Source organism: Cupriavidus laharis (assembly GCF_914271435.1).
Classification (GTDB): Bacteria; Pseudomonadota; Gammaproteobacteria; order Burkholderiales; family Burkholderiaceae; genus Cupriavidus; species Cupriavidus laharis.
In genome coordinates this window covers 57,489-70,796 of sequence record NZ_CAJZAI010000011.1, presented here as the reverse complement: position 1 = coordinate 70,796, position 13,308 = coordinate 57,489, and the positions used below count along the sequence as shown (strand labels likewise).

Annotated in this window: 10 protein-coding genes; 3 read left to right on the top strand and 7 right to left on the bottom strand. The window is 66.0% G+C overall.

The genetic code is table 11. The features are described from left to right. Positions 1-98: 98 nt before the first annotated feature. From LDO29_RS20380 to LDO29_RS20350, 7 genes are all read right to left on the bottom strand, one after another. Positions 99-1,721, bottom strand: coding sequence for a site-specific integrase (locus LDO29_RS20380; RefSeq protein WP_224081642.1), 1,623 nt, complete (start codon positions 1,719-1,721; stop codon positions 99-101). Positions 1,722-2,448: 727 nt separating this feature from the next. Beyond that, entirely contained in the window at positions 2,449-3,936 is a 1,488-nt protein-coding gene (locus LDO29_RS20375; RefSeq protein WP_062798623.1) for an aldehyde dehydrogenase family protein, read from the bottom strand. Continuing rightward, complete coding sequence (locus LDO29_RS20370) at positions 3,933-4,697, bottom strand: SDR family NAD(P)-dependent oxidoreductase (protein ID WP_224081570.1); 765 nt, start codon at positions 4,695-4,697, stop codon at positions 3,933-3,935. Before LDO29_RS20370 ends, LDO29_RS20375 begins: the two co-directional genes overlap by 4 nt. Positions 4,698-4,736: 39 nt before the next feature. Then, positions 4,737-6,071 (bottom strand): MFS transporter, encoded by a 1,335-nt coding sequence (locus LDO29_RS20365; protein WP_062798627.1) that lies wholly within the window; start codon positions 6,069-6,071, stop codon positions 4,737-4,739. Positions 6,072-6,145: 74 nt separating this feature from the next. Continuing rightward, positions 6,146-7,129, bottom strand: coding sequence for a Bug family tripartite tricarboxylate transporter substrate binding protein (locus LDO29_RS20360; protein WP_062798629.1), 984 nt, complete (start codon positions 7,127-7,129; stop codon positions 6,146-6,148). A gap of 119 nt (positions 7,130-7,248) precedes the next feature. Continuing rightward, on the bottom strand, positions 7,249-8,442 hold the full coding sequence (locus LDO29_RS20355) for an acetyl-CoA C-acyltransferase (protein WP_062798631.1): 1,194 nt from the start codon (positions 8,440-8,442) through the stop codon (positions 7,249-7,251). 107 nt (positions 8,443-8,549) lie between these two features. After that, positions 8,550-9,476, bottom strand: a complete 927-nt coding sequence (locus tag LDO29_RS20350) for a winged helix-turn-helix transcriptional regulator (protein ID WP_167354353.1) — start codon at positions 9,474-9,476, stop codon at positions 8,550-8,552. Between the two features lie 271 nt (positions 9,477-9,747). On the opposite strand from LDO29_RS20350, the gene LDO29_RS20345 reads away from it, so the two are divergent. From LDO29_RS20345 to LDO29_RS20335, 3 genes are read left to right on the top strand one after another with little or no spacing between them, the layout of a single operon-like run. Continuing rightward, on the top strand, positions 9,748-10,740 hold the full coding sequence (locus tag LDO29_RS20345; protein WP_062798635.1) for an NAD(P)H-dependent flavin oxidoreductase: 993 nt from the start codon (positions 9,748-9,750) through the stop codon (positions 10,738-10,740). 19 nt (positions 10,741-10,759) lie between these two features. Continuing rightward, the gene (locus LDO29_RS20340; protein ID WP_062798637.1) at positions 10,760-12,517 is read left to right on the top strand and encodes a class I adenylate-forming enzyme family protein; all 1,758 of its coding nucleotides are present in this window, start codon (positions 10,760-10,762) and stop codon (positions 12,515-12,517) included. Beyond that, entirely contained in the window at positions 12,514-13,308 is a 795-nt protein-coding gene (locus LDO29_RS20335; protein WP_062798639.1) for an alpha/beta fold hydrolase, read from the top strand. Before LDO29_RS20340 ends, LDO29_RS20335 begins: the two co-directional genes overlap by 4 nt.

Genomic DNA, 13,308 nt, shown 5'->3' with positions numbered 1-13,308 from the left:
ATGGCCGCCAGGAACTCCATCATGAAACTTTATGTGCAGCGAACCAAAGCTGACGCCTTGCTCGCGAAGCGTTTGCCGTGGCTACTCTACATAACGTTCTACTGTGCGCAATAGATCGAGGTGGTGGTGATGGAGGCGTGCCGCAGATTGTCACGCACCGTTGTCAGGGTTGCGCCGCGGGCCAGGGCATGTGTGGCATGGGTGTGCCTCACCCAGTGGGGTGTGGCGCGCCGCAGCTTGTCCGCCAGCGCCGGATGGTCGCCCTGGATGAAGTCGGCAGCCAGCAGAAAGAAGCGGCGAAACACGTCGCGCAGACGCGGCGTGGTGATGGCCGCGGCGCTGTCCAGATTGGCGAGTAGGGGCGTGTCCGGCTGCCAGTGCGAGGGCGTTACCGGCAGTCCGCGTTGGACCAAGTATTGATCGAGCGCGTGGCGCGCCAGAGACGGTAGCGCGACCTTGCCGGGCTTGGCACCTTTGCCGACCAAATGCAGCCAGCGCTCGCCGCGCGCGCCGATCTCGATGCCGCCAAGCGTCACGCCCACCAGTTCACCGGCACGCAGGCCGGTAGCGTACCCGAAGTCCAGCAGGAACCGCAGTCGCTGCGCGGCCGGCTCCGTCCAGCCATGGGACCATTCAAGCCCGTCGGCGATGGTCCGCACCAGTTCCCACTCGCCTGCCGAGAAGGCGCGGGAGGCGTCCAGGCCGGCCGCCCGCTGGCCACCGCGCACTTTCAGTCCGGCAAAAGGATTCACCAGCACGTAGCGCTGCTGGATTAGCCAGCGGAACATGCCCCCGAGCACGGACAAGGCATAGGCGATCGAGCGTGGCGACAAGGCGCCAGTAAAGGGGCGCCATTCCGGCAACGAGCGCGGCCGTGCCGGCGCGACCCAGCGGTGGTGCGGCGTGGGCCGGCGCAGGAAGGCGCGGTAAGTCGACGCGTCTTCCGTGGTCAGCGAGGACAGCGCCTTGCCGCGCTCGAGGATGGCCCACAAGAGCAGGCGCTCCGCCTCCTTGCGGTAGGCACGTTCGGTCTCGGTCGACTCGTGCAAGGCCAGCCAGGCCCCGATGGCCTCATAGTCATTGTTGGCGTCGAGCGTGCACATCTGGCGCGGGGCCCGAAAGGCTCCATGTGATCCATCTATCTCATGCGGCAACCGGATTTGCTCCCAGGGCACGACCGGATCGGGCGGTGCCACCGTGACCAGGGCGCGCGCCCGTTCGGTGAGCTTCGGGTGCGCCGCGAAGAAGGCCTCGATGGGCCGGGCGCTGCGGGCGCCTAGCCCATCGATGGCGGCCCACCAACGGCGCCGGCGCGGGATGCGCACCGTCAGGTCGGCGAGCGTGCGGATGCCATGGGCGCGTAGCGCGGTGACCGCGCGTGGGGACAGCCACCAATCAACCGAATCGCTGATCTGCGGCTCGGGAAGAGGCAGCGACCGCAACGTTTCGAGCGCGCGGGCGACACCCTTGGCGTGGCTGGCCCGATCGGCCGCGTGACAGCAGAACAGTGCAGCAAAATCCTCGCGCCGCCGCCGCCGCGCGAACTCGACGAGCTGGCGGCGGATATCCCCGAGCACGCCACGCGCCGACCGGCCCGCGCCCAGCGCGTCGGGGCAATAGCGTGCGACCGCCTGACGCGACGACGCGCCCGCGTACCAGGCGCGCAGGGCCGCCAAAGAGGCGGCGTCGGGGAAATCGGGTGGGATGGGAGAGTCTGGCATCGAGCGTCGATTGGAGCGCGATAAGTCCTGACTGACGGTGGTCAAGCGGCGTGCCGCAGGTGAGGCGCAAATCGCAAGACTGCAGTTTGCCAGAAAAACGTCTCTATATCGCTAAGAGCGGTTATCGATATGTTGGATATCCAAGTTATGAACCTGCGCAACGCGGTTCCTATCCGCTGCTCATCCGCTAGAATGCGCACAGCCTTCGTTTCACGTACGATTACAACCGATCCACGCTGTCGAAAGGGCAGAAGACGTTCAACTCGCTGATCCAGCTGATCGAGAAGCGCCGCATGCGGCTGAGTGCCTGGGAAACCGTCACGTCTACCTTCCAGTAGCGATACGTCAACGAGTACCTGCCGCTTGAGCAGACCTCGACCAATCTGCGAATCCAGATGGTGCATTGCCTGGGTCGGGCCTACGAGCAGAAGGGGCTGACCACGACCGAACGTCGCAGAAAGATTACCGCGCGGAGATGTGGAGATGTGGAGATTTGGCGGATTGTTCGCGAATTGCGGCCAACCCTCGAAACGGATCTAGAAACGAAAGCTCACGCGCTGGATACCTGCGCTCCGGCGGGCGACAAGCATCATGGGAAGCGCTGGCGAGCAGCCGGAACTCATGACCTTCCTGCGCACGCTCATGGCCAATCTGGGCACCCGGTATCTCTTCTGACGCCGGAGATGCCGGATGCGCCCCGCCGCGCGAGCGGCGGGGCAAGCGCGACCTAGACCCCGAGCCTCGACAAGGCCGGCGGCGTCAGTGCCACCGTTACCGTCTTCTCCTCTGTATAGAAATGCCGTGACGGCAGCGCGCCCTCACGCCCGACACCTGACTCCTTGTAGCCACCGAACGGAAGACGTGGGTCGAGCGAGAGCATTGGCGTGTTGACGAGCACATTGCCAGCCTGGATGCGACGTGTTCCATCCATGGCCTCCGACAGTTCACCGGTCCACAGGTAGGAAACCAGCCCATAGCGCGAATCATTCGCGACCGTGATTGCTTCGTCGAGCGAATCCACCACCAGCAGCGCGGCGAATGGCCCGAAGACTTCCTCCTGGCAGACGCGCGCGGCGTTGGACGGCGCCAGCACCGCGGTGGGCCGGAAGTAGTAGCCGCGCTCGAAGCCTGGTGCGCGTGTGCCACCGGCCAGCAGCTTGCAGCCGTCGGCACGCGCAATATCGACATAGGACTGCACGCGCTCATAGCTGGCGCGGAAGGCCAGCGGCCCGTTGTCGCTCGACGGCTCGAGCGGATGCCCCACGCGGATGCGCTCGGTGCGCGCCACGAAGCGGTCGATGAAGGCGTCTGCGATGTCCCGGTGCAATACGATGCGGGAACCGGCGAAGCACTGCTGTCCGTTGTTGGTAAAGATGGCCAGCAGTGCGGCGTCCACGGCACGCTCCAGGTCGGCGCTCGGCATGATGATGTTCGCCGACTTGCCGCCAAGCTCCAGGTCCACGCGCTTGAGCCCTTCGCCTGCAATGGCAGCGATGCGGCGAGCCGTGGCGGTGCCACCGGTAAAGGAGATGCCTCGCACATCGGGATGCCGCACCAGCGCGTCCCCGGTGACGTGGCCGCGTCCGTTGACGAGGTTCACCACGCCTGGCGGCACGCCGGCTTCGGTCAGCAGCGCCATGAGCCTGGCCAGCGCCAGCGGCGTCTGCTCCGAGGTCTTCACCACGCACGTATTGCCGAAAGCGAGTGCCGCCGCGATCTTCGTCGAAGCAAGGGCGGTGGGCGCATTGGATGGCGAAATCAGCGCGACCACGCCCAGCGGCTCGCGCAGCACATAGCGCAGCGTGGCTTCGCCGTCCTGCGTGGCCAGTTCAGTCGCCTGGCCGAGCCATTCGGCATAGAAGCGGAAGCTGCCAAGAATGCGCGGCAGTTGGTACTGGCGGGCATAGTGCAGCGTCTGGCCGGTGTTGGCGGTCTCCAACCAAGCCAGTTCGTCCAGATTGCGGCCGACTAGGTCAATGATGCGGGCGAACACCTCCCTGCGTGCAGCCGGCGCCATGCGGGGCCAGGGGCCGTGCAGGAACGCGTCGCGGGCGGCGGCTACGGCGCGCTCCACTTCCCCGGCATCGGCCTCGTGCAGCAGGCTGACCACCTGCTCGTCGGCGGGATTGATGATAGGCAGCGTGGTGGCGGCACCCGGCGACACGAAGTCGCCGTCGATGAAGCTCGTGGTATCGGCGGGAATCGGGAAGCTCATGACCACAGGCCTCCGTTCACATGGATGGTCTGCGACGTGATGTAGGCCGAGCCCGGCCCGATCAGGAACAGGAACGTGCCGACCATTTCGTCCGGCTGCGCGATCCGCCGCATGGGCAGCATGCGCGTGACGGCGTCGGCATCAATCCGCTCCTGCTTCTCCGGCCGCCCGGTGCCGCCCTGCAGGAAGGCGGTCTGCACGATTCCGGGCGCCACGGCGTTGACGCGGATGTCGGGCCCGCATTCCGTGGCCAGCGCACGGACCAGGTTGATCACGCCGGCCTTGGATGCGGCGTACGGCCCATAGCCGGGCAGCGACACGGCGACGCCGAAGGTGGACGCGGTATGGACCAAGGCCCCGCCGCCGGCAGCCCGCAGCAACGGCAGTGCGGCGCGGCTCACCAGGAACGCGCTGGTCAGCGTGCCGCTCGTGATCTCCTGCCATTCGGCCAGGGGCATGTCGTCAAGACGCATCCGCTCCTTGGTGAAACCGACCAGGTTGATGACCGCGTCAAGCCCGCCGAATTCGCGCGACACCGTCTCGAAGGCAGCGGCCACGCTCTGCTCGTCCATGGCGTCACAGCCGACCGCGAGCGTGCCGTCCGGCGGCGGGAACAGCGCCATCGACCGCGGCAGGTCGAGCACGGCGACGCGCAGGCCGCTTTCCACGGCCTGTGCCACCACGGCGCGGCCAATGCCGCCACAGCCGCCCACGACGACGACACGTGTGCCGCGCGGGGGCAGCAAGGTAAATCCATCCATCGACATCTCCTTGGTAGAAAAGGAATCAGGCGTCGCCGGTCAGCCGGTCAGGCCATGTCCACAGCTATGCATGGGCTTGCGGTAGCGCAGCGACAACGGCGTCACGAAAATGGCCAGAACGATGAAGGCCGTGGGAATCCAGACTAGCCCCATCGGCCAGAAATGCACGACCGATCCCATTAGAACCGGCAACAGGCCGCCCAGTACTGCCTGAGACAGGTTGTAGGTCAGCGCGATGCCGGTCACGCGGACTTCGGGCGTAAAACTGCGCACCAGGATGTTGTGCATCATGGTCGTGAAACCCGCGCCGAAGCCCACCATGGCCCAGGCGTAGGGCAAGGTCTGGGGATCGGGCGCGGCAAACGCCCAGTAGATGCCGACCGCCGTGCCAAGCGCGAACAGCGTGATCACCGGCACCCAGCCGAAGCGGTCCAGCAGAGCGCCGCCGACGAGCGTGCCCGCCAGGAGCGCGAGCGTCATCCACAATTGCGCGTGATGGACCACCTCGCGCGAGAAGCCTAGTTCCACCTGCAGGTACGTCACCGGAAAGAGCAGCGCCGCGGACAAAACGCCGGCCGTCGTGGCGCTGGCGGCCAGGCAGATCAGGACTTCGCGCGGCTGGCGGCGGAACAGCGTGCGCAGCGGCATGACCTCGGAAGCGTCCTTGCGCCGGCGCATCTCCTCGAAGACCGGCGTCTCCTTGACGTGGCGGCGCAGCCAGGCCGACATCAGCCCGAACACGCCGCCCGCGATGAACGGCAGCCGCCAGCCCACGCTGGCCATCTGCGACTTGTCGAACAAGGCGCCCGTTCCCATGACTGCGAAGATGCCAAGGATGGTGCCCAGCGTGAACGCCGCACCGAGCGTGCCGATCGAAAAGCCGAGCCGGCGTTCCGGCACGTGTTCGGCGATGAAGGTGATGGCGGTCGGGAACTCACCGCCCATGGCCATGCCCTGGCACAGCCGGCACAACAGCAGCAACAGCGGCGCCACGGCGCCGGCCTGAGCATAGGTTGGCAGCAGGCCGATGCAGAGCGTGGGCGCGGCCATCAGGATCAGCGTCACGCCGAACATGCGCTTGCGGCCCAGCTTGTCGCCTAGGACGGACAGCACCAGCCCGCCAAGCGGCCGCACCAGGTAGCCGGCGGCGAAAATGCCCAGCGTCTGGAGCTGGCTGAGCCACGCCGGCACCTCGGGCGGGAACATCACCGCGCTCAGCATCGGCGCAAGGAAGATGAAAATGATGAATTCGTAGAACTCGAGCGCGCCGCCCAGCGTGGAAAGGCCGAGCACGCGGTAGTGTTCGGCGTTGAGACGACTGTGAGCCAGCTCGCCGCCGGAATGGACGCCGGCGAGCGTGGTGGGTTGATTCATGGTGTGCTCCGGACTGGGCCGCAGTGAGGGCCGCGGGAATGGAAGGGCCGGCACGGGAACGCCGGCAAAAGCGCTTACTCCAGTCTGATGCCCAGCGAGGTCACCATCTTCTTCAGGCGTGCCGTCTCACTGTTCACCTGCTGGCGGAATTGCTCCGGGCTAGTCGGTTGCAATTGCAGGCCGTTGGCCAGGAAGGTGGCCTGCACCTGCGGATCGCGCATGGCTTCATGGAATGCCGCGACGAGCCTGTCGCGTATCGCATCGGGGATTCCCGCCGGCGCACCGAAGCCAAGCCACGACACGGCGCTGAATGGCACGCCCTGCTCACGCACGGTAGGCACATCGGGGAACTGGGGTGCGCGCGTATCGCCTGTAGTGGCGAGCGCCACCAGCTTGCCCGACTCCACCAGGTTGCGCACGGTCGGCGAAGAGAAGGCCATGTCGACCTGCCCGCCGACCAGGTCCTGCAGCAGCGGAGACTCGCCCTTGTAGGGCACATGCAGCAGCTTGATCCCTGCCGTGCTGTTGAACGCCTCGCCCCAGATATGGAAGGCCGTGCCGGCGCCGGTCGATCCGAACTTGTAAGCACCGGGCTTTGCCTTGGCCTGGTCCACCAGCTGGCGCAGGGTCCGAATGCCGCTGGACGCCGGCGTCGTGACAATGAACGGCGACTCGTAGCCCATCGTCAGATAGGTGAAATCCTTGCGGACGTCGTACTGGGCGGTCGCGTCCAGCACGGGGGCAACCACTGCGCCGGCCTGCGTGATGACGCCGATGGTGTAGCCGTCGCGCGGCGCGCGTGCGAGCGCCGCGCCACCGATTCGCTGACCCGCGCCCGGACGGTTCTCCAGCACCAGCGGCTGACCCAGGATGGCCGACACCTTCGTGGTCAGGATGCGCACATTGGCATCCACGGGCCCGGGCGGGAACGGCACGATCACGGTGATCGGGCGACTTGGCCACGGCGGCGCGGCGTGCGAGTACGCCGGTACGGCGGCGGCAGCAAAGGCAGCCAGGCCCAGCGCGGCAACGCGCAAGGCGGCATAGGGGCGCTTCATAGTTGTCTCCTGCGAGTACGCTTATTTTGTCAGTCGCCAGCGCGTCACCCATTGCTTGCGACCTTTATTGCTTCAATAGATGAACCTTATAGGCGGCGTAACAGGACTCCGCCTTCTGCTCAGGTACGCTCGATCACCATCGCCACGGCAACGCCGGCAGCGCCGGGAATGGCCACCACCGCGTACCGCCCGTCGATGCGCTCGAGTTCGTCCAGTGCAGTGCTAACGAGCATGGCGCCGGTGGCGCCCATCGGATGGCCAAGCGCAATCGAACTGCCGTTGACGTTGAACCGCTCGATATCGATGCCGAGCGTATCGATGAAATGCAGCGTGACGCCGGCAAACGAGTCACGGACCTCGAACAGGTCGATATCCGCCAGGTTCAGCCCGGCGCGCTGCAGCGCCTTCTGCGTGGCCTCCACCGCGCCGGTCTGCACGAATGGCACGCAGGCGTCCGCTACCGCCGCGATACGTGCGCGCGGCCGCAAACCGTGGCGTTGCAGTGCATTGCCGGATGCCACGAGCACGAGCGCCGCGCCATCGGCCATGCACGGCGAGTTGCCGGCGTGATGAACGTGGCGGATTACGTCGAGTTCCGGGAAGTGGCGCAGTAGCCGGGCATCGCCGCCCGCTTCGCCCTCGGCGGCGAAGGCCGGTTCCATGGATGCGAGCTTCGCGACAGTGGTGCCGGCCCGGATGGTCTCGTCATGCTTCAGCAGGATTTCACCGGCCATGTCGCGCACCGGCACAATGGAGGCGGTGAAACGCCCTGCCTCCCGGGCGGCCGCCGCGCGCTGCTGCGACAACACGGCGTAGTCGTCACAAGCCTCGCGGCTGAAGCCGTACCGCGTCGCCACGAGGTCCGCCCCGATGCCGGGCGACATGAAATGCGTGGCTTCGGCAATTTCGGGGTCGTTGCGCCACGCGCCGTTGTCGCTGAACATCGGCACGCGCGACATCATCTCCACGCCACCACCGACGGCAAGCCCCTCAGCCGCACCAGCCTGCAAGGCCGCAAGGCTGACGGCCGACAGGCCGGAACTGCAGAAGCGGTTGATGGTCGCCCCGGACATCGACGGGTTCCACCCCGCGTACAGCGCAGCGATCTTGCCGATATTCGACCCTTGCTCGCCGGACTGCGACACGCATCCGATCACCGCATCCTCCACCGCGCCGGTGTCAATGCCAGTGCGCGCGGCCAGCGCCTCGTACATCTGCGCGAGCAGGTGTACGGGCTTGACGCCGGCCAGCGCACCGGTTGCGCGTGCCTGTCCGCGCGGGGAACGCACGGCGTCCACAATAAAGGCATCCAATTCCTTGCTCCTTTGCTGTCGGTCATATTAACTTCAATATACGAACCATGTAATGACGATGTAAAGAAGATTGGCCTTGGTGTTTTCCCTAGAACGCCCCTGGAACCCTAGAAGAGCTTGACGCGCTCGCGCTCCAGCAGCTCGCCGCAGTGGCTGCAGCGCAGGTCGGCATGGAAGGCATGGCCACACATCTTGTGGACCATGATCTGCGGCGGGCCCTTGTCGCCGGCGAGCCAACGGTCGCCCCAGCGCATGAGCTGCAGGGTGTAGTGGTGCTGTGCCAGCCCCTTGGCAGTAAGCAGGTATTCGTCGCGCGGCGGGGAGTCCTGGTAGCGGCGGCGTTCGATGAGCTCCAGCCCCACCAGTTCGTCCAGACGCTGGCCGAGGATATAGGGCGGAATGTACAGCTCGGCCTCGATCTCGTTGAACCGGCGGCTGCCGCGAAAGATGCACCCCATCACCATCGGCGTCCAGCGATCGCCCACCGACTGGATGATCTGTGAGCGCAATGCGTGCTCGCCAGGGCTCTTAACGCTGCTGGCGTTCATGCGCCGCCGCGAACGCGGCGGCAGCATCGGCTCGGTGCCTTGCCCGGGCCCGGGACCGCGCGAGATGTCGGCAAGCTGCAAGGGTTGCGCGCAATGGCTGCATGACGACACGGGGCGGATCACATGGCCACAGTCGAGGTGCTCGAGCCTAAAACGCATGTCGTTGGGGTCCGGATCCCAGCTCACTTCCCAGTCCCACATGGTCAGCAGCACGCGCCAGAAATCCAGGCCCATCTCGGTCAGCCGGTACTCGTAACGCTGGGGCACGCTCTGGTACTCCTCCAGCACGAACATCCCCGACTCCACCAGATAGTTGAGCCGCTTGGTGAGCACCGCCTTGGGAATCCCAAGCCGCTCATGGAAGTCGGAAAAACGCCGGACGCCGCGAAAGGCTTCGCGCAACAGGCGCAGGACCCATCCATCACCGACGATGGCTAGGGCTCGGACCACGGAGCTGTTGGCGATGTGCCGCTGAGTCACTGGCATGAAAACGGTTCGTTGAAAAATTGCGTATTGTACCCGCGGCATCACTCCGCGCCCGGATCGGCAACTGAGCCAGGGAAGACCCTGAGCCGCGAAACTTGACCACTACCGGCCCATCAAATATATTGGTTCATATGTTGAAGTCTAGGCCACCTACCTGAATCCGGACGAGCGTGCCATGCTCATCCGGCGGAGTTCTTTCATCAGGGATGTGGCAATGCTTTGCCCATATGGTTCATATATTGAAGTAATAGGACAAGTACAACGCCCCATCATGAAGCCATCCGCCCCCACAGCTTCCCTGTTCGAGCACCTGAGTCTGCCGCTGATCGTCGCGCCGATGTTTCTGGTGTCTTCGGTCGAACTGGTCAACGCCGCATGCGCCAATGGCGCCATCGGCGTCTTGCCCTCCCTGAATGCCCGGACACCGGAAATCCTCGACGAATGGATCAGCCGAATCGCCGCGGCTCGCGACGCGCGCCTGTCGGCCGGCCAGCCGTGCGCACCCTGGGCCGTCAACCTGGTCGCGCATACCTCCAACCAGCGACTGCAGCCTGATCTGGAGATCTGCGTGCGGCATAAGGCGCCGCTGGTCATTACGGCGCTCGGCGGTCCGCGTGCCGTGGTGGAGGCGGTGCATGGCTATGGCGGCCTGGTGTTCGCGGACGTCAATACGCCCGAATACGCACGCAAGGCAGCGGCCAGCGGTGTGGACGGCCTGGTGCTGGTCTGCTCGGGGGCCGGTGGCCACACCGGCCCGATGGCGGCGCCACCCTTTGTCAGCGCGGTACGCGAATTCTTCGACGGGTACATCGTCGTCGGCGGCGGCCTGTGCGACGGCACGTCGCTGCGCGCCGTGCAGGCCATGGGCGCGGATTTCGGCTACATGGGCACGCGGTTCATCGCTACCGAGGAGAGCCACGCAGTCCCAGCCTACAAGCAGATGGTGGTGGACAGCGGCTTCGCCGACATCGTCTGCACCAACGCCATCACCGGCGCCTGGGCCAACAAGCTGCGGCCCAGCCTGGTGGCGGCCGGCCTCGATCCGGACAATCTGAAGCCACGCGACCGCTTCGATCTGAGCAACCGCGAGCAGGACGCCAAGGCGTGGAAGGACCTGTGGTCTGCCGGGCACGGCGTGGGCCAGGTCCATGCCGTGGAATCGACAGCCAGCGTGATCGACCGCCTGCGCGCGGAGTACCGGCAGGCCGTAGCGCGACTGAGCGACGACCGCTGGAGCAACGGCGCGCGCGCCGGCCAACTGTGAACAGGACCGGAGACGCACCATGATCATCACTCCGGAACAGGACATCGAGCAGTACACCCGCGCCGGCTGGTGGGGCAGCGAGACACTGTACGACGTCTTCCGCACCGCCGCCTCCACCGCACCGGACGCCATTGCGCTAGTGGATCCGCCAAATCGCCGCGATTTCACCGACGGTGCCCCCATGCGCCTCACCTGGCGCGACGTGTCGGACCGCGTCGATCGCCTTTGCTGCGCGCTGCTTGACGCCGGCCTGCGCCCCGACGACATCATCGTCGCACAGTTGCCGACGACCTGCGAGTTCCCACTGGTCTACCTCGCCTGCTGGCGGCTCGGCATCATCATCTCGCCAGTGCCGATGCAGTATCGCGAACATGAACTGCGCCAGATCGCCGACCACCTTGGCGCCAGCGCATTCATCGGCGTGCGTCGCCTTGGCAAGACCTGCCACGCCTCCGTGGCCGCCGCGCTTGCAGAAGGACATGCCACGTTGACGCGCATTCTGCTGTTCGGCGACAACGTGCCGCCCGGCATGACGAGCCTAGACGACTGCCTGCGCCAGCCTGCCGACAGCGAACGCCTGGCTCGCCATGAGACACGGCATCCAGTGGACGCCAACGCCGTCGCCACCATCATCTGGACCTCTGGCACCGAATCGCGGCCGAAGGCCGTACCGCGCACGCATAACCAGTGGCTAGTGTCACGCCGGCTGATGACGGATGCCGCCAGCCTGCGGAAAGGCTGTCACATTCTTTCGCCGCGCCTGCTCAGCACCATGGGCGGAATTTCGGGCAGCGTAGTGACGTGGCTGGACCGCGCCGCGCGGCTGGTGTTGCATCAGCCGATGACGCTCGACGTGTTCCTGCGGCAGATCCGGGACGAGCAGATCGAGTTCACCAGTGCGCCACCCGCCATGCTGCATGAACTGCTCAAGCACGAGGCGCTGCTGCAAGGAATCGATTTCTCGCGCCTGCGCCATATCAGCTCCGGATCGGCCGCGCTGTCGGAAGACGTGGTACGCACGTTCCGCGAACGGCATGGCGTGGAGATCCTGAACTTCTTCGGCTCCAGCGAAGGCGCGTCGCTGGCCGCCACGGCGCTCGACCTGCCTAACCCGGGCCTGCGCGGCCGCTATTTCCCGCGCTATGGCTCGCCGCAGTGCGTGTCGACCCAGAGCTCGGCAAGGTATGTCGAAACGCAGCTGATCGACCCCGGCACCGGCGAGACCATCGAGACGGTGGGCCAGACCGGTGAGCTGTGCTTCCGTGGCCCCAATGTGTTCTCCGGCTACTTCAACATGCCCGAGGTCACGGTCCGCACCTTCACTCCTGACGGCTTCTACCGAACCGGCGACCTGTTCCGCATCTCGGGCGAGCGCGGCGAGTACCTGGAGTTCGTCGGTCGCGCCAAGGACATCATCGTGCGCGGCGGGATAAACATCTCGGCGGAGGAGCTGGAATCGCTGCTGATCAGCCACCCTGCGGTTGAGAGTGCGGCCGTGGTCGGGTATCCCGACGACAAGCTCGGCGAAAAGGTGTGCGCAGTGATCGTGCCGGCGCCATCCGCTGCAAACGACCCGCCCACGTTGCAGGCGCTGTGCGAATACCTGCTGCAGGTGCGCCAGGTCGCCATCTTCAAGCTGCCGCAGCGCCTGCTGATCGTTGCCGAACTGCCCCGGAATCCCGCCGGGAAGATCCTCAAGGCTCCGTTGCGCGAACTGGCGCAGCAGGCCACCGATGCCACCCCCCTGACCGCCTTCCACATCCATCACAAACCATGACCGAGACACGACTCCCCGACTACAGCGTCACCGGCGACGGTGACACCACAGTCTTCCTGCTTCACGGCGCCTTTGGCGCGAAAGACTATTGGCGCGACCAGATCGCCGCGCTGGTCGCCAACGGCTACCGCGTGGTGGCCTGGGACGCCCCCGGCTACGGCATGAGTCCGCTGCCCGATCCGTTCAATGTGGACGTTGCCGCCGCCGCGCTGGTGTGCCTGATCGACGCAGTCGGCGGGCGACGCAACGTGCTGCTCGGCCACAGCATGGGCGGCATGATTGCCCAAGCCGCGTTCGACCTGCGCCGCGAGCGCGTGCATGGCCTTGTCCTGTCGGCGACCAGCGCCGCGTTCGGCAAGGCCGACGGTGAATGGCAGCAGAAGTTCGTGCGCGACCGCGTGGCGCCGCTTGATGCCGGCAGGACCATTGCCGAGTTCGGCCCGGACATGCTGCGCAGGATGATGGCGCCTGGCGCCGCCGGCCCCGGTGTGGCCCGCGTCATCGATGTGGTCTCGGCCATGCGGCCAGAAACCTTCCGCGCGGCGATTCATGCCATTGTCGGCTTCGACGGCCGCCACATCCTGCCCCGCATGCAGGTGCCGGTGCTGTGCATTGCCGGCGAGCACGACCTCACCGCCGCCCCTCCTGCTGTGATGGAAAAGCTTGCCGCCCGACTGCCCCACGGCGAGTTCGTCTGCATGCCGGGTGTCGGCCATTTCGCCTGGGCGGAACAACCCGAGGCCTTCAACCGGCACCTGCTCGATTTTCTCCAACGTCGCATCGGCGACTGA